Below are 17,863 nucleotides of genomic sequence, written 5' to 3'. Positions count from 1 at the left end.
CACTCCTCCAGGAGCACAGGAGCACGCGTGAATCTGCCTGCTGACACCCGGCCCCAGGTGAGCCTGGCGCAGTCCTCCCCCACCGTCGGCACGTTCCGTGAGCGGGGCGGCGCGCTGGAGTGGAGCGGCCGCCAGGAGACCGTGCGGATCGAGCCGTGGGGTCCGGACGCGGTCCGGGTCCGGGCCCGGCTCGGCGGCCCGATCCTCGACGGGCTCCCGGGCGCCCTGCTCGACGAGGCCCCCGCGGCACCGTGCACGGTGAAGATCGAGGACGTCGGCGGCCGGCTGACCGTGGGCGCGCTCACCGTCGAGGTGGACGCCGGGGGCCTGATCCGCTTCCTGCGCACCGAGGACGGCGGCGAGATCCTCGCCGAGGACCGCGCCCACTTCTGGTGGCCCGGCCCCCGGCTCTACACGGCCGTCGGCAACGGCCACCACCGTCTGGAACAGCGCTTCGCCGCGTACGACGGCGAGAGGCTCTACGGGCTCGGACAGCACCAGCACGGGCGCCTGGACCAGAAGGGCCTGGTGCTGGACCTGGTCCAGCGCAACGCCGAGGTCGCCATCCCGGTGCTCACCTCAAGCCGCGGTTACACGCTGCTGTGGAACAACCCGGCGATCGGCCGTGTCGAACTCGCCCACAACGGCACCCGGTGGGTCGCCGACTCGGCCCGCCAGATCGACTACTGGATCACCGCGGGCGCCCCGGCCGACGGGCAGCGCCGCTACAGCGCGGTGACCGGCCGGGCGCCGATGCTGCCGGAGTGGGCGGCCGGCTTCTGGCAGTGCAAGCTGCGCTACCGCACACAGGACGAACTCCTGGCGGTGGCCCGCGAGTACAGGCGGCGGGGCCTGCCCGTCTCGGCGATCGTCTGCGACTTCTTCCACTGGACGCACCTCGGCGAGTGGAAGTTCGATCCCGCCGAGTGGCCGGACCCGGCGGCGATGGTGCGGGAGCTGAGGGAGCTGGGCATCACGCTGGTGGTCAGCGTCTGGCCCTCGGTCTCGCCCCTGTCCGAGAACCACCCGGTCATGGAGCAGCGCGGGTACTTCATCGGCACCCAGTACGGCCCGACGGCGCACGCCGACTGGCCGGACAAGGAGGTCGCCTCGACCGTCCAGGTGGCCTTCTACGACGCGACCAACCCCGAGGCCCGGGAGTTCGTGTGGTCGAAGGTGAAGGAGAACTACCTCGACCCGTACGGCATCACGGCGTTCTGGCTGGACGCCTGCGAGCCGGAGCTGAAGCCGGGGTTCCAGGAGAACCTGCGCTACTGGGCGGGACCGGGCCTGGAGGTCGGCAACATGTACCCGGCCGAGAACGCCCGCACCTTCCACGAGGGTTTGACGGCGGCCGGCGAGACCGAGGTCGTCACCCTCAACCGCTCGGCCTGGGCGGGCAGTCAGCGCTACGGCGCCGCCCTGTGGTCCGGGGACATCGGCACCGACTTCCCGACCCTGCGCCGGCAGATCGCGGCCGGCCTCAACACGGCGCTGTCGGGCATCCCCTGGTGGAACACCGACATCGGCGGCTTCCACGGCGGCGACCCGGACGATCCGGCGTACCGGGAGGTGATGGTGCGCTGGTTCCAGTTCGGCGCGCTGTCCCCGCTGATGCGGCTGCACGGCTTCCGCGACCCGGGCATGCCGCTGGGCCCGGAGATGACCGGGGGGCCCAACGAGGTGTGGTCCTACGGCGAGGAGGCCGGGGCCGTCCTGGAGAAGTACCTGCGGCTGCGCGAGCGGCTCAAGCCGTACGTGCTGGAGGTGATGCGCGCGGCCCACGAGGAGGGGCTGCCGGTGATGCGGCCGCTGTTTCTGGAGTTCCCGGGCGACCAGGCCACCTGGTCGGTCGACGACTCCTACCTCTTCGGCCCGGACCTGCTGGTCGCCCCGGTGCTGACGGCCGGTGCCACCGCCCGGACGGCGTATCTGCCGGCCGGGGCCGTCTGGACGGACGCCTGGACGGGTGAGACGTACCAGGGCGGCCGGGCCGTGACGGTCGACGCCCCGCTGGACCGGATCCCGCTGTTCCTGCGGGACGGGGCGCGGCTGCCCGTGGCGGAGTAGCCGTGCCGGGGGTGGCCGGACCGATCGGGTCGTCCGGCCACCCCCCTGGCCGGGGTCAGCCGCCGCTGACGGTCAGGTTGTTGGTGGTGAAGTTCAGTCCGCCGGACGACGAGGTGATCTCGTAGCCGAACTGCACGTCACCGATGGTCTCGTTGCCCATCCACTTCTTGGTGTCCTTGATCCACTTCAGGATCGGCAGGATGTCGACGCTGCCGGAGCTGGAGTCGGACGTGCGCAGGAACGAGAAGACCTCGTTGGCGCCGTTGTTCCCCTTGTAGACGTTCCAGGTGTGGCCGCCGAGGGTGACGCTGCCCTGGGAGGTGCCGAGCGGTCCGACCGCGCCGTTGTCATTGACCCAGAGCATGATCTCGTAGTCGTAGTCGGTGTCCCAGATGTCGTACGACGTGTTGTAGGCGCCGGACGACGGGACGGTGACGTTGTAGGTGCTGCTGAGCGAGGACAGGGAGGTGATCGTCTTGTTGATCACCTTCTTGGAGTTGGGGTAGGACTTGATGCCGCCGGTGTTGGGGTGGTCGGCCCAGACGCCCCAGTTGGTGCCGGAGTTGGCCCAGACGCACTGGCTGCCGGCGCCGGATCCCCAGATGTTGTTGTAGAGCGTGTAGCCGTTCAGGCTCGTGTTGCCCCACTGGTCGCAGGAGTTCCAGACGGCGGCGGAGGCGGGGGCGGAGGCGAGGCCCACGGTGGCGCCGAGCGCGAGGGCCGGGGCCAGCAGGGCCTTGGTGAGCCTGCTCAGGGTGCGTGTTGCCATGGTGTCCCTTCCATGGGTGGGGGGAACGTGCGGGGGGATCACCGCGCTCTCACGGTGAGGACGCGGTCTTCTCCGGCGACGAGGTCGAGGGGCTCGCCGCCGGCGGAAGTCCTGAGTTCGACGCGGGCGTCGCGGCTCGGCCGGAGCACGGCGGTGGCGGTGCCGTCCCGGCTCCAGGTGAGATCCAGCCCGGCGCCGAACCGGGTGCGCACACCGCGCAGCGCGCCGCCGGGGAGGTCCGCCGGGAGCGCGGGGAGCAGCACCAGCCGGTCGGGGGTGGACTGCACGAGCATCTCGATCAGTACGCCGGGCAGCGTGTGGGCGGCGTCGGCGTTGTAGACGTCCCGGCCGGGGTAGTGGGCGCTCATCAGCGAGGCGTGGAAGAAGTCGCCGCCCAGGACCCGGTCGAGGGCGGCGGCGACGCGGTCGCCGTCCCGGAGCCGGGCCGCGACGAGGGCGTGGTGCAGATGGCCGTGCGCGGAGTCGTTCTCGGCGCCGCGCAGCTCCAGGGCGCGGTGGGCGGCGGCCGCGAGCCCTGGGGTGTCGTACGGGGTGATCTCGTCCAGCGGCCAGACGCCGTAGAGGTGGCTGAGGTGGCGGTGGTCGTAGGAGTCCTCCAGGCCCGGCCACGCCCATTCGGCCAGGGCTCCGTCGGCGTTGACGCGGTGCGGCGGGAGCCGGTCGGCGAGGGCGTTCCAGCGGTCCGCTTCCGGGGTGCCCGGGTGGTAGGCGGCCGCCGTGCGCAGGGCGTGGCGGGCCGCGGAGAGGTCCATGGCGGCGTTGATCGTGCCCCAGCTCGCGTTGGCGGGGCGGTTCTCGGGTGAGTAGGAGGGGACGACGACGAGGTGGCCGTCGTCATCGGCGCGGGTGAGGAAGTCCTCGTAGAAGAGGGCGACTTCGGTGAGGGCGGCGGCGGTGCGCGGGTCGCGGGCGCCCCGGGTGTCGTCGTGGTCGACGAGCGGCTTGAGCAGCCAGTCGGCCCCGGCCGTCCACAGGTGCAGCGGGTACTCGCGGCTGAAGTGGCAGGAGTGGCCGGACTCGCCGTCGGAGTGGGCGGGGGCCACGGCGCCCCGGGTGCCGAAGACGGCGTGGGCGTTGTCGCGCCAGTCGGGCAGCAGACGGTGGATGAGGTGCGCCTGGGCCTCGGTGACCTCGGGCAGGGCGGCGGCCGCGGCCGAGGCGGTCTGGAGGTTGAGGTTGGCGTCGTTGGTGAAGGCGCCCGACCAGGCGGTGTTCCAGTCGCCGGTCCACAGTCCGGTCAGGCGGGGCGGGAAGAGGCCGCTCGCGCTGAGCAGGTGGTAGCGGCCGGCGGCGAAGAGGCGTTCCAGCAGGGCGGCGCTGCGTGGCCGCTTGAGCAGTTCGGAGCCCGGCAGGGCGCGTTCGGCGGGGTCGGCGCGGAGGTCGAGGGTGACGCGTGCGTAGGCGGTGCGGTGCAGGGCGGCATGGCGGTCGAGGAGTTCGGCGGGATCGGCGGGCAGGTCGCGCAGGGCACGGCCCTCGGCGACCACGTCGAGTTCGCCGGTGTGCCGGAACACCCGGGTGAGGATCAGGACGGACCGGGCGCCCTCGATGCGCACGCCCGGGGGCACCAGGGTGGTGGTGCCCCCGGTGACGGTGATCCGGGTGACGCCGGTGCAGGCCCGGTCGCTGTCCGGGTAGCGGACGCGCAGGCTGAGCAGGGCGCCGTCGGGAGTGAGGACGGCTCCGTGGCCGACGCCCAGTCCGGCGGGGGCGCCGGGGAGCCGGTGGTCCAGGTCGATGTCGAGGGTCAGGGCGGGGCCCGTGACGTGCTGGACGATCACGTCGTCGGCGCGGGAGACGAAGACCCGCCCGGCCCAGCCGTCGCAGGCCGCGCTCACCACGCCGGTGGTGAAGTCGACCTCCCGGCGGTAGCCGGGGCAGTCACCGGCCGGCCGGACCACCCGGACCTGGAAGGCGGGGTGGAAGGGCTGCACCCACTGGAGCGGGCGGCCGTCCGTGAAGCTCTCGGCGGCGCTCGTGTCACCGGCCAGGAGGCGGTCCTGGAGGGCGGCGAGACCGGCCGCGAGCTGCGGGGGCCGGTCGTCCCGGCCGTTGGGCCGCACCAGCGTGTGGTGCGTGACGACGACCCGCTCGGCGTTCGGGTCGCCGAACACGAGGGCACCGTGATGGCCGTTGCCGCTGAGGAAGGCGTCCTCCCAGCGGCCGGCCGGGTGCGGCTCCCAGGTGCCGTGGACGGGGGCGGAGTCGGTCATGGCCGCAGCACCGCCGCCCCGTGGCGCCCGAGGGTGATCCGGTCGGTGATGTCCGTCCCGGTCAGCAGGTCGTGATGGGTGCCGGGCACCTCGACGGTGACCGGCGAACGGCCGTGGTTGAGCACGAACAGCACCTCGCCCCGGCGTACGGCCTCCACCTGCTCGGGCAGTCCGTCGAGCACCGGCCGGACGCCCGCGCCCGTGGCGACGCGGGCCAGCAGGTCGCGCAGCGCGGCGGGCTCCGGGAGCGTGGAGACGTACCAGGCCCGGCCCTTGCGCAGCACGGCGGGCAGCCCGTCGAGCTCGCCGCCCTCGTAGAGCAGGCTCTCCTCGGCGGTGCCGTCGCCCTCCAGCTCCTCGGACCACAGGGTGCCCCGGAAGCCCTCGCAGGTGACGGTCTCCCCCTCGTCCAGTGGCCACCACTCGTGCAGCGTGCGGATGCCGAACAGTTCCCGCAGCCGGGCGTCCATGCCGCCGGGGCGGACCCGGTCGTCCTCGTCGGCGACGCCGGTGTGGAACCCGCAGACGAGGGTGCCGCCCTGCCGCACGTACGCCAGGAGGTTGCCGATCGCGGTGTCGGTGAGCGCGTACAGCTGGGGCACGACGACCAGCGGGTACCGCGTCAGTTCATGCTCGGGGTGGGCGAAGTCGGTGGTGAGGTGCGCCTGCCACAGGGCCCGGTGCCAGGCGCGCAGGACGTCCGGGTACTCCACCCGGCTGGACGGGCGGCCGTCCTGGGCGCCGGCCCACCAGGAGTGCCAGTCGTGCAGGACGGCGATGTCCGCGGTGAGGTGCCGGCCGCTCACCTCGGGGGCGATCCGCGCCAGGTCGGCGCCGAGCCCCTTGACCTCCTGGTACGTCCGGCCCTCCTCCCCAGCGTGGCTGACCATGCCGGAGTGGAACTTCTCGGCGCCCTGCCGGGACTGCCGCCACTGGAAGTAGCAGACGGCGTCGGCGCCCCGGGCCACGGCCTGGAGCGACCACAGCCGGTTCATCCCCCGGGGCTTGGGGTGGTTCACGCCCCGCCAGTTGACCGGCCCGGCCGCCTGCTCCATGAGCATCCACGGCCCGCGGGCCTGGGAGCGGGTCATGTCCTGCACCAGGGCGCCGCTCTGGGCGCCCAGCGGGTCGCGCGGGTCGGGGTAGAGGTCGACGGAGACGACGTCCTCCTCCCCGGCCCAGCGCCACGCGTCCTGCCCGAACCACAGCGGCATGAAGTTGGTGGTGACCGGGATGTGCGGGGTGTGGCGGCGGACGATGTCCCGCTCGGCGGTGTAGCACTCCAGGAGCATGTCGGAGGTGAACCGCCGGAAGTCCAGGACCTGACCGGGGTTGCGCAGGTAGTGCGGCAGGCGGGGCGGCAGGATGCCGTCCCAGGTGTCGTAGCCCTGGCTCCAGAAGGCGGTGCCCCAGGCCTCGTTGAGGGCGTCGAGCGTGCGGTACTTCGCGCGCAGCCAGCGGCGGAAGGCGGCCGCGGCCTCGTCGCCGTGGTCGTAGGTGCAGTACTCGTTGTTGATGTGCCACATGGTCAGGGCCGGGTGGCCGCCGTAGCGGGCGGCCAGGTCCTCGGTGATGGCGGCGGCGTAGCGCCGGTAGGTGGCGCTGGAGTGCGAGAAGTGCTGCCGTCCGCCCCACCACTCGGTGCGGCCGTCCTCGGTGACGGGCAGGGTGTCGGGGTGCAGCCGGCCCATCCAGGGCGGGGGCGAGGAGGTCGGGGTGGCGAGGACGACGCCGATGCCGTGCTCGTGCATCAGGTCCATCAGCGTGTCCAGCCAACCGAACTCCCGTGCGCCCGGCTCGGGTTCCAGCGTCGACCAGGAGAAGACGCCGAGGGTGACCGAGTTGACGCCGGCGGCCTTCATCAGCCGGACGTCCTCGTGCCAGGTCTCCTCGGGCCACTGCTCCGGGTTGTAGTCGCCGCCGTAGAGGAGGCGGCCCCACGTCGCGTCGGTCAGGCCGGGCATCAGGCGGGCTCGCCGTACTGGACGCCGCGCCCGTTGGTGGCGATGTAGACCCGGCCGTACACGCGCGGGTCGCCCGTGACGGCGGCGCCGATCCAGCCCCACTGGTGCTGGTCGTCGTTGATCCGCGTCCAGGTCTTCGCCTCGTCGTCCGAGCGGTACACGGCGGTGATCACCTCGGTGGAGCCGACCATGTAGAGCGCCGGGTAGGAGGCGCCCTCGGCGGCCTTGCCGAAGCCGAGGGTGTACGAGGCCCGGCAGCCGGCGACCTTGGTGAAGGTCGCGCCGCCGTCGATGGAGCGGTACAGCCCGTTCCACTTCAGGCTCAGCCACAGGTCGCCGGAGCGGCCCGGGGCGGCGACGAGCTGGAACTCGGTGTCGCCCGCGTTCAGGCCGGTGGCCCGCGCGGTGAAGGTCAGTCCGCCGTCCGTGCTGGCGAACAGGGTGCCGGTGGTGGTGTCGAAGGCGTGGAAGCGCCGCGGGTCGACCGGGTCCGGGACCGGGGCGGCGCCCTTCGGGAAGGAGGCGACCTCCGACCAGGTGGCGCCGTTGTCGGCCGAGCGGAAGGCGGGGTTGCCCGTGCCGAAGGACCACAGCAGCACGCTGCCGTCGGCGTTGGTGGCGATCGGCCCGGGCGCGCTCCTGGCCACGCTCGGCTGGGTCTTGAACGGGGCCCAGGTCCTGCCGCCGTCGTTCGACCAGGCCCCGTTGCCGTGGTCGCCCCAGCCCGCCCGGACCACGTACGACGGCTCGGCAGCGGCCAGCGACAGGCCGGTCGACGTGCCGAACACCGGGTTCGACGCCATGCCGCGCGAGGGCGACGCCGTGAGCCGCTCGTGGTACATCACGCCGATGTCCCCGGACCCGCTGAGCAGGTGTGCCTCGCCGGCCGGGGGCGAGAGCAACTGGCGGACGGAGGCCTCCTCCAGGCCGCGGATCTGCGGCGCCCAGTGCTTGAGGTCGCGGGTGCCGTAGAGGGTGGCGCCCGTGCCGTACACGACGTGCCGCGAGTCGTACGGGTCGAGGGCGAGGGCCTGGATCCACCAGCCGAACTTGGGCTTGTCGCCGCCCCAGTTGAGGAACGGCGTCTCGGAGACGTCGAAGACGGCCGTGTCCTTCAGGGAGGTCCAGCTGCGGCCGCCGTCGGTGGAGCGGAACACGGTGTCGATCTCGGCCCAGCGGTTGTTGGTGGAGACGACGAGCGTGCCGGGCCGGCGGGCGTCGACGGCGACCCCGCCGTAGCCGAAGGAGTCGGTCCCGCCGTCGCTCGTCGTGCCGCCGGGCCGCACGGGCGTGACCTCGGTCCACTTCCCGCTCGCCGTGCGCAGCCTGTGCACGCTGCCGTCGGACTGGCCGTTCGGGCCGGGCGCGTCGGCGTACGTCACGTACAGCTCGCGGGTGTGCCGGTCGTACGCGGCGCGGATCGGCACCCTGGCGGCGGTGCCCGTGGGCTGCCCGGGGACGGCCTCCCAGGTGGTGCCGTCGGCGGTGCGGTACAGGTTCGCGGAGGTGCCGTCGGAGTCGCCCCAGCCGGCGTAGACGGTACGGCCCGCCGCCACCAGGAGCGTGATGCCCCGGCCGGTGGGGCCGGGTGTGGCCGGGAAGCTCACGGCCTGCCAACTGGCGCCCCGGTCGGTCGACTTGAGCAGTCCGTCGTGCCGGGTGCCGAGCCAGAGGGTGTCGCTGTCGCGCGGGTCGACGAGCAGCCGCTCACCGCATCCGCGCCCGTCCTCGTTCGCCCCGAGCTTCACGGTGAGGTCGGTGCGCCGCCACGTGGCTCCGCGGTCCTCGGAGCGCAGCACGGCCCCGTTGCCGGCCCAGGGCTGGGCGTAGGTGCCGAGGGCGAGGTAGACCCGGTCCGGATGGGCCGGGTCGACGGCCATGGCCTCCACGCCCAGCAGGTTCCAGTCGTCCCAGCCGATGTGGTCGGTCAGCGGCACCCACCGGCCGGTCCGGTCCTCCCAGCGGTAGGCGCCGCCGATGTCGGTGCGGGCGTAGGCGAGGCCGCGCACGGCGGGGTGGAACAGCACGCCGGTGATGAATCCGGTGCCGCCCTGGACGACGTTGCGCCAGCGGTAGGCCCGGCCGGCCGGGACGGCCGCCTGCGCGGCGTGCGCGCGGCCGGGCAGGAGCGGAACGGCGGTGAGCGCGGCGACGGCGGCGGTCCCGGCCAGGACGGTTCTTCTGCTCGGACTGGACGCATGCATGACATACCTCGTCTTCAAGAGGGGACCTGGGGGCGCGGGGAACCGCGCGATCAGCCTGGGAGGGCCGCGCGCGGAAGACGGGGGACGGCCCGACGGCGCGATCCGTCAGCCCTTCACCGCGCCCGTCAGCATCCCCTTCTTGAAGTGCCTCTGGACGAAGGGTGACAGCACGGCGACCGGCAGCAGGGCCATCACCATGACCGCCATCTGCACCGCCAGCCCCGACAACTGACCCGTCTTGATGGCCTGTCCGAGACCGACCGGCGCTTCCTGCTTCTGCACGAGCTGGATCATCACGTTCTGCAACGGCATCATGTCCTGGTCGTTCAGGTAGAGCGACGCGTTGAACCAGGCACTCCAGTAGCCCACCGCGTAGAACAGCGTGATCACCGCGAGGACGGCCCGGGACAGCGGCATGACGATCTGCCAGAGGATGCGGAAGTCCCCGGCACCGTCGATGCGCGCGCTGTCGACGAGTTCCTGCGAGATCCCCATGAAGAAGCCGCGCAGCACCAGGATGTTGAAGACGCTCACCGCGCTCGGCAGGATCAGCGCGAGGTAGCTGTCCGTCAGGCCGAGGGACTGCACGAGCAGATACGTGGGGATGAGGCCGGCGCTGAAGAACATGGTCGCCAGCAACGTCATCAGGATCCAGCGGTGGCCGAGGGAACCGCTGCGGGACAGGCCGTAGGCGCACAGGACGGACACCGCCATGGAGAACAGCGTGCCGACCAGGGTGACGAGGACGCTGATGACCGCGGCGCGGGTGACCTGGCCGCCGCCGAGCAGTTCCCGGTACGCGATGAAGGTGATGCCCTTGGGCACCAGCACCAGGCCGCCCGCCTCGTCGATGGTCTTCCGCGAGGAGAGGCTGGTGACGACCACGATCCACAGCGGGAAGAGGATCGCCAGGCAGGCGAAGGACAGGGCGATGCCCTTGCCCGCGAGGCCGGCCCTGGAGGGCTCCTCCTCCCACGCGGGGCGGGGCGGGGCGGCCCACGGGCGCGGCTTGTTCGCCGGCTTCTCGACGACGGCGGTCACTTCTTGTACACCCCCTGCTCGCCCATGAGATGGGCCACCTTGTTCGCGGCGAGGACCAGGCCGATGCTGACCACGCCCTTGACGAGACCGGCGGCGGCCGCGTAGCCGAAGTCCTGGTTGCGCACGCCGTTCCACCACACGAAGGTGTCGAGGACCTCCCCCGCTCCCGGTCCGACGGCGTCGCGTTGCAGCAGGATCTGCTCGAACCCGACGGTCAGGGCGTCGCCGACGCGCAGCACCAGCAGGAGCGCGATCACCGGGCGCAGGGCGGGCAGCGTCACGTGCCACATGCGGCGCCAGCGTCCGGCGCCGTCCATCGCGGCCGCCTCGTAGTGGTCCTGGGACACCGAGGCCAGGGCCGCGAGGAAGACGATGATCCCCCACCCGGCGTCCTTCCACACACTCTGCGCGGTGAGCAGGAAGGCGAAGGTGTCCGGGTTGGTCATGATGTCGATGCCGTCGTACCCGTTCCGCCGCAGCAGCTGGGAGAGCATCCCCGCGCCGCCGAACATCTGCTGGAAGACGGCGATGACCAGCACCCACGAGAAGAAGTGCGGCAGGTAGAGCACCGCCTGCGCGACGGCCCGCACACGGGGCCGGACCACGCTGTTGATGAGCAGCGCGAGCAGGATCGGGATCGGGAAGAACAGCACGAGCTGGACGAAGAACAGCACCAGCGTGTTCTCGACGGCGTTCCAGAAGGCCGAGTCCTCGAAGATCCGCTGGAAGTTCTCCAGGCCCACGAAGGGGCTGTTCAGGATGGAGACGACGCCGTTGTCGCTGAGGTAGGGGTCGTAGTCCTGGAAGGCGACGACGTTGCCGAGGATGGGCAGGTAGTTGAAGACCAGCACCAGCAGGACGGCCGGCAGGGTCATGAGGACCAGGACGCGATCGCGTCGGAACCTGTGCCGGAGGCTCAGCTTGGCCTCGGGCGGCCTCTCCCGGGATCCGGTGACGTCACCGGGCGCCACCGGCATCTTCTCGGGCGTTGCGGCCTCGGTACCGCTCCGAGGCACCGTGCTGTGCGACACGGCTGTTCTCCTTGCCTCAGGGCCGGGTCAGCTCGCCGCCGAGCCGTTCTCGTCGAGGAGCTTCCGGTACCAGTCGCGCAGTCTGTCGCCGCCCTTGCTCTTCCAGTCGGAGACGAACTGCTGCATGTCGCTGATCTTCTTCCGGCCGCGGACGATGTCGTCCTCGAGCTGCTCGACGTCGTTGGTGAGGTTGGTGTACCGGGCGGGCTCGGTGATCTGCATGCCCCAGAAGGAGGACTTCCTGGCGAACGCGCCCATCCGCTGCTGCCACTCGACCTGGCCCCTGGCGACCTCGGGGAAGTCGGGGTGCGCGAGGGTCGCGGCGGGAGACGCGACCATGACGTAGGCGTTCATCACCTCGATGTTGCCCTTGTCGGTCTTGACCGGGACGCCGTCCTTGACGGTGTAGTGGGTGCCTTCGACGCCGTAGTTGGTCATCATGTACTCCTTGGTGCCGTACGGCGCCGCGGTGACGTTGGCGACGGCCAGCACGTCGCGGACGACCGACTCGGAGGCCTTCTTGCTGACGAAGGCGAAGATGCCGGCGGGCTGATCGGCCCACAGGGTCGGGTCGCCTCCGTCGTGGCCCCAGACGTCCATGCCCCAGATCTTGAACTCCGGGTTCTGCGTGGCCTGTTCGGCGGTGCGGCCCCACCACTGGGAGATGTTGTTGGGGTAGATCAGGAACTCGCCCGCCGCGAACTTGGGACCCGGGTCGGGGGCGTTCTTGCCCATCTTGGAGTCGGGGTGGACGACCCCGGCGGCGAAGAGCTTGCGGGACCACTCCAGGGCCTCGAGGAACTCCTCGGTCTCGATGCGGTTGACGAGCTTGCCGTCGACGAGGTTCCAGCCGAGCGGCTTCTCGCTGCCGGAGAGCACACCGAAGGCCTGGAAGGCGGTCCACTTCATGTCCAGGCAGGCCCACCGCTTGGCCCTGGCGTTGGTGATCTCCTTGGCCAGGGCCATGAACTCGTCGCAGGACCGCGGGACTTCGTAGCCCTCCTTCTCGAAGACGTCCCGCCGGTACAGAGGCACCATGGAGGGGGCGGACGGCGCCGGCATGGGCAGGCCGCGCAGCTTGCCGCCGAAGAGGGAACGCCGCCAGGCGTCGGTCGGGATCGCGGCGAGGTTCGGGTACTCCTTGACCTTGTCCCCGGACAGGTAGGGGCCGAGGTCGGCGAACTTGCTGATGATGGCGCTGGGTATCTTGCCGCCCATGTTCCACCCGGGGACGACCACCACGTCCGGGACGTCGCTGGAGGCGAGGACCGCGCCGAGCTTCTGGTCGTAGGTGTTGCCGTCCTGGTTCCGCCAGACGACGTCGACGCCGATCAGGTCGTTCATCGCGGTGTAGTAGGCGTTGTCCTGCTTCGGCGGCGAACCCCAGAACGGCGCCATGACGGTGACCCTGCCGCCCTTGCCGAGCTTCTTGGCGACCGAGGTCTTGAGGGTGGCGAGGTCCAGCTTGCCGGTGAAGCCGATGGCCGAGCCGTTCCTGGACGGGATGTCCGGCTTCACCACGTTGCTGGCCACGTAGGCGGGCAGGATCTTCCTGGCGTCCTTGCCCGAGGTGGTGCCGTCCCGCGATCCGCCGTCCGATCCGCCGCACGCGGCGAGCAGCGGCGTCCCACCCGTCACCGCTGCGGTGGCGACCGCCGTGGAGGCGAGGAAACTTCTCCGGCTCGGTCCCGAGGAGGCGGAGGCGGCGTTCGGCGTCATTGCGTCAACCCTTCGTGGCACACCAGGACACCCGGCGGAGGCCGTCGGCTGCGGTGTCTCGAGTGGAACTGGCTGAGCTGAAGCGGGACTTCGACCGATGCACCGGGTCTCCCCAGTCGAAGCGCTTCGATGTTGCTGCGAGGTTAAGTGAACGCCCCAGGGTGCACAAGGGTCGTTCCGAAACTTCCTCGCGGGCTCAATAAGGGACCTTTCCTGTGCACCGCTTGAAGTGATGACTCCGCTCCCTTGACACCCGGCCCGTCGTCGAATCAGCATCGAAGCGCTTCGAAAGCGCCTCGCCGATCCAGTGCAAGGGATCCCCACGTGACCGCACACACGCCACCCACCGAACCGTTCCGTGATCCGCGGCTGTCCTTCGCGGAACGCGCCGACGACCTGCTGGGGCGGCTCACCCTCGACGAGAAGATCTCCTTCCTGCACCAGTTCGCGCCCGCCGTCGAACGGCTCGGCATCGCCGCGTTCCGCACCGGCCAGGAGGCCCTGCACGGCGTCGCCTGGATGGGTCCGGCGACGGTGTTCCCGCAGGCCGTCGGGCTCGGCGCGACCTGGAACCCCGACCTGGTACGGCGGGTCGGCGACGCCGTGTCCCGGGAGGCGCGCGCGATGCGCGCCAAGGACGACCGGGTCGGCCTCAACGTGTGGGCCCCGACGGTCAACCTGCTGCGCCATCCCCTGTGGGGCCGCAACGAGGAGGGCTATGCGGAGGACCCGAGGCTGACCTCGGCCATCGCCACCGCCTACACCCGCGGCCTGCGCGGCGACCACCCGGTCTACTGGCGCACCGCGCCCGTGCTGAAGCACTGGCTCGCCCACAACAACGAGACGGACCGCGCCACCTCGTCGAGCTCGGTGCGCCCGCGCGTGCTGCACGAGTACGACCTGCGGGCCTTCCGCACCACGGTGGAGGCGGGCGCGGTGGCCGGGGTGATGCCGGCGTACAACCTGGTCAACGGCCGCCCCAACCACGTCTCCCCGTACCTGCGCGAGCACCTGCGTACCTGGACCGACCAGGAGCTGCTGGTCTGCTCGGACGCGGGCGCGCCGAGCAACCTGGTCGACGCCGAGCACTACTTCGGCACGCACGAGGAGGCGACCGCGGCCTCGCTCGTCGCGGGCGTCGACAGCTTCACCGACCACGGCACGGACTCCTCGCAGATCACCGGGCGGTTGCGGCGGGCCCTGGAGCGCGGCCTGCTGACCGAGGCGGACCTCGACACGGCAGTGCGCCGCCAGCTCTCGGTGCGCTTCCGGCTCGGCGAGTTCGACCCGCGGGACGACCCCCACGAGGCGACGGCCGCGTTCGACACCCCGGAGCACCGCGCGCTGGCGCAGGAGGCCGCCGAGCAGGCGATCGTGCTGCTGAAGAACGACGGGCTGCTGCCGCTGGCCCCCGGCACCCGCGTCGCCGTGGTGGGGCTGCTCGCCGACGAGTGCAAGCTCGACTGGTACAGCGGCACCCTCATCCACCGCTCGACCCCGCTGGAGGGCCTGTACGAGCGGTTCGGTGCGGAGCGGGTGGAGTTCGCCGAGGGCGTGGACCGGGTCCGGCTGCGGACGGCGTCCGGCGCGTTCCTGCACGTGCCGGCGGCCGGGGACGCCGCGGACGAGGTGCGCGGCGCCGAGGGCGCGCTCGACCCGGCGCTGCTCGCGGGCCGCACCGACCTGCCCGCGCTCACCACCGACGCGACCGGCACCGAACTGGCCCTGGTCGACTGGGGCGGGGGCGTGCTGACCCTGCGGGCGCCCGACGGCCGCTACCTCTCGGTCGCCGAGGACGGGTACGTCCGCGCCGCCGCCGACCAGCCGGGCGGCTGGGTCGTGCAGGAGACGTTCAGCCTGGAACCGCACGGGAACGGGCACCTCCTCAGGCACCTGGGAACGGGTCGCCACGTCTGTGTCTCCGCCGAGGGCGTGAAGGTTGCCGACGAGGATCCCGCGGTCTTCGAGCTGGTCGTCGCCGAGCGCGGCGAGGAGGCGGTGGCGCGTGCCGCGGCACGGGCGGACGTGGTCGTGGTGGTCGCGGGCAACGACCCGCACCTAGGCGGCCGGGAGACCGAGGACCGTACGACGCTGCGGCTGCCGGACCACCAGGAGCGGCTGCTGCGGGCGGCCCGCGCGGCGAACCCGGCCACCGTGCTGGCCCTGGTCAGCGCCTACCCGTACGCCGTCGACCCGGCGGAGCTGCCGGCGGTGCTGTGGACCGCGCACGGCGGCCAGGCGGCCGGCACCGCCCTGGCCCGCGTCCTGGCCGGCGACGTCTCCCCCGCCGGCCGCCTCCCGCAGACCTGGTACGCCCGCGACGCCGACCTGCCGGACCTGCTCGACTACGACGTGATCGGCAGCCGCCAGACGTACCTCTACTTCGAGGGCACACCCCTGTTCCCCTTCGGGCACGGCCTGTCCTACGCGTCGTTCGCCTACGACGGGCTGACCGCGACGGCCGGGGAGGAGGGGGTGCGGGTCTCCTTCTCGGTCACCAACACCGGCCGGGTCACGGCCGACGAGGTGGCCCAGCTCTACGGGCGGGCCGTCGGCCCGTCCCGTCCGCGTCCGCGCCGCGAGCTGCTCGACCACCGCCGGATCACGCTCGCCCCCGGCGCGACGGCGCAGCTGACCTTCGACGTCCCGCTGTCCGCCCTCGCGTTCTGGGACGTGGCCCAGGAGCGGTGGCGGGTGGAGCCCGGCGCCTACGAGTTGCTGGCCGGTGCCTCCAGCGAGGACATCCGGCTGCGGACGGAGATCACGCCGGCCGGCGAGCCCGCCCTGCCGCGCGCGGTCGTCACGGACGGCCTGGCCGCTGCCTCCTTCGACGAGCAGCGCGGCGTCGAGATCGTGGACCGGACGAAGGTGGCGGGCGACGCGGTGACGCCGGCCGACGCCTTTGGTGGGGAACTCGTCTACCGTGCCTGCGACTTCGGGCCCGGTGTCTCCGGGGTGACGGTGGAGGTGGCCGGCGAGGGCACGGTCGAGCTGTCCCTGGACGGCGGCCCGGTGCTGGCCGAGCTGTCGACCACCGCCCCCACCCCGGGCCCGTACGACTACGTGCCGCTCGTCGCCGCCGTCGCCGCCGCGGGCGTGCACGACCTGCGCCTGAGACTGCGCGGCCCGCTGCGGCTCGCGCACGTCGGCTTCTCCGGTTGAGGGTCCGGAGCAGGCCGGCACGGGGAAGGGGCCCGGCACCGGAAGGCATCGGTGCCGGACCCCGCCTCAAAGCTTATATGAAAATGGTTCCCATAAGCTAGAGAGTGATTCCGGTCAGGACCATCACACGCTCGTAGGTGTAGTCCTCCATCGCGAACCGCACACCCTCGCGGCCCACGCCGGACTGCTTGACGCCGCCGTACGGCATCTGGTCGGCGCGGTAGGACGGGACGTCGCCGACGACCACGCCGCCGACCTCCAGGGCCCGGTGGGCGCGGAAGGCGGTCTGCAGGTCGTGCGTGAACACGCCCGCCTGGAGGCCGTACTTGGAGTCGTTGACGGCGGCGAAGGCCTCGGCCTCGCCGTCGACCTTCTGCATGGTGAGGACCGGTCCGAAGACCTCCTCGCAGGAGATCGTCACGTCGGCCGGGACCTCGGCCAGGACGGTCGGCGCGTAGGAGGCACCCTCGCGCTTGCCGCCGGTCAGCAGCCGCGCACCGGCGTCCACGGCCTCCCGCACCCACGTCTCGACGCGCTTCGCGGCGTCCTCGCTGACCAGCGGGCCGACGTCGGTGGCGTCGTCGCTCGGGTCGCCGGTGACCTGGGCCTCGACGGCGGCGACGATGCGCGGCAGCAGCCGGTCGTACACCGAGGCGTCGGCGATGACCCGCTGGACGGAGATGCAGGACTGGCCGCCCTGGTAGTTGGAGAAGGTGGCGATGCGGTTCGCCGCCCAGTCCAGGTCCTCGTCGCTCGCCCAGTCGGCGAGGACGACGGCCGCGCCGTTGCCGCCCAGTTCCAGGGTGCAGTGCTTGCGCGGCACCGAGTCCATGATCGCGTAGCCGACCTTCTCGGAGCCGGTGAAGGAGATCACGGGCAGGCGCTCGTCCCGCACCAGCGCGGGCATCTTGTCGTTGGCGACCGGCAGGATGCTCCAGGAGCCGGCGGGCAGCTCGGTCTCGGCCAGCAGGTCGCCGATGATCAGGCCGGACAGCGGGGTCGCGGGGGCCGGCTTGAGGATGATCGGGGCGCCGGCGGCGATGGCCGGGGCGACCTTGTGGGCGCAGAGGTTCAGCGGGAAGTTGAAGGGCGCGATGCCCAGCACGACGCCCTTGGGGAACCGGCGCGTGAGGGCGAGCCGGCCCTGGCCGCCGAGGTCGGTGTCGAGGCGCTGGGCCTCGCCGCCGTTGAACCGCCGGGCCTCCTCGGCCGCGAAGCGGAACACGGAGACGGCACGGCCGACCTCGCCGCGCGCCCACTTCACGGGCTTGCCGTTCTCGGCGGAGATCAGCCGCGCGATCTCCTCGGTGCGCTCGGCGAGGCGCCTGCTGACGTGGTCGAGGGCGGCGGCGCGCACGTGGGCCGGCGTGGCGGCGAACTCGTCGCGCACGGCGTAGGCGGCGGCCACGGCCTCCTCGACCTGCGCGTCCGTCGGCACGCTCACCTTGCCCACGAGCCGTCCGTCCCACGGGGAGGTGACGTCGAAGGTGTCCTCGCCGGTGGCCTGGCGGCCGGCGAGCCAGAAGGCGTGGGTGGAGGTCATGTTCGTTCCGGCCCTTCGGCGTTGGGGGTGATCCAGTGGTACGGGACCAACGGTAGGGGCGGAGTGACCGAAGGGCGCTTGTCCGGGGCGTAGCAGTGGCGGCCGGGGACACTACGGTTTGGCTAG

The 17,863-nt window shown here is 72.1% G+C and carries 10 protein-coding genes; 2 read left to right on the top strand and 8 right to left on the bottom strand.

The genetic code is table 11. The annotated features are described in order from the left end of the window. The first annotated feature begins 27 nt into the window (after positions 1 to 27). Positions 28 to 2,070 carry a TIM-barrel domain-containing protein gene (locus tag RIN80_RS05510; RefSeq protein ID WP_309094350.1) on the top strand — a complete coding sequence of 681 codons (2,043 nt, stop codon included), beginning with the start codon at positions 28 to 30 and terminating at the stop codon, positions 2,068 to 2,070. 55 nt (positions 2,071 to 2,125) lie between these two features. On the opposite strand, the gene RIN80_RS05505 is transcribed toward RIN80_RS05510, so the two are convergent. From RIN80_RS05505 to RIN80_RS05475, 7 genes are all read right to left on the bottom strand, one after another. Further along, positions 2,126 to 2,839, bottom strand: coding sequence for a hypothetical protein (locus tag RIN80_RS05505; protein ID WP_309094349.1), 714 nt, complete (start codon positions 2,837 to 2,839; stop codon positions 2,126 to 2,128). A 38-nt stretch (positions 2,840 to 2,877) separates the two neighbouring features. Then, positions 2,878 to 5,073: a glycoside hydrolase N-terminal domain-containing protein gene (locus RIN80_RS05500; protein ID WP_309094348.1), complete on the bottom strand. Its 2,196-nt coding sequence runs from the start codon at positions 5,071 to 5,073 to the stop codon at positions 2,878 to 2,880. Next, positions 5,070 to 7,037, bottom strand: a complete 1,968-nt coding sequence (locus RIN80_RS05495) for a beta-galactosidase (RefSeq protein ID WP_309094347.1) — start codon at positions 7,035 to 7,037, stop codon at positions 5,070 to 5,072. Before RIN80_RS05495 ends, RIN80_RS05500 begins: the two co-directional genes overlap by 4 nt. Beyond that, a complete protein-coding gene (locus RIN80_RS05490) occupies positions 7,037 to 9,241 on the bottom strand; it encodes a 1,4-beta-glucanase (protein ID WP_309094346.1) in 2,205 nt (734 codons plus the stop codon). The genes RIN80_RS05495 and RIN80_RS05490 overlap by 1 nt, the downstream gene beginning before the upstream one ends. A 105-nt stretch (positions 9,242 to 9,346) precedes the next feature. Further along, positions 9,347 to 10,282 (bottom strand): carbohydrate ABC transporter permease, encoded by a 936-nt coding sequence (locus RIN80_RS05485; protein ID WP_309094345.1) that lies wholly within the window; start codon positions 10,280 to 10,282, stop codon positions 9,347 to 9,349. Continuing rightward, on the bottom strand, positions 10,279 to 11,313 hold the full coding sequence (locus RIN80_RS05480; protein ID WP_309094344.1) for an ABC transporter permease subunit: 1,035 nt from the start codon (positions 11,311 to 11,313) through the stop codon (positions 10,279 to 10,281). Before RIN80_RS05480 ends, RIN80_RS05485 begins: the two co-directional genes overlap by 4 nt. A 27-nt stretch (positions 11,314 to 11,340) precedes the next feature. Next, the gene (locus tag RIN80_RS05475) at positions 11,341 to 13,032 is read right to left on the bottom strand and encodes an extracellular solute-binding protein (protein WP_309094343.1); all 1,692 of its coding nucleotides are present in this window, start codon (positions 13,030 to 13,032) and stop codon (positions 11,341 to 11,343) included. Positions 13,033 to 13,356: 324 nt separating this feature from the next. On the opposite strand from RIN80_RS05475, the gene RIN80_RS05470 reads away from it, so the two are divergent. Continuing rightward, positions 13,357 to 16,194: a glycoside hydrolase family 3 C-terminal domain-containing protein gene (locus RIN80_RS05470; protein WP_309094342.1), complete on the top strand. Its 2,838-nt coding sequence runs from the start codon at positions 13,357 to 13,359 to the stop codon at positions 16,192 to 16,194. Between the two features lie 97 nt (positions 16,195 to 16,291). Here RIN80_RS05470 and RIN80_RS05465 read toward each other — a convergent pair whose 3' ends face one another. Next, positions 16,292 to 17,737 (bottom strand): aldehyde dehydrogenase family protein, encoded by a 1,446-nt coding sequence (locus tag RIN80_RS05465; RefSeq protein ID WP_309094341.1) that lies wholly within the window; start codon positions 17,735 to 17,737, stop codon positions 16,292 to 16,294. Positions 17,738 to 17,863: the final 126 nt, after the last annotated feature.

The organism is Streptomyces sp. (assembly GCF_031181705.1).
Lineage (GTDB): Bacteria > Actinomycetota > Actinomycetes > Streptomycetales > Streptomycetaceae > Streptomyces.
The sequence above is the reverse complement of the archived record's forward strand: the minus strand, read 5'-3'. Positions and strand labels throughout refer to the sequence as shown.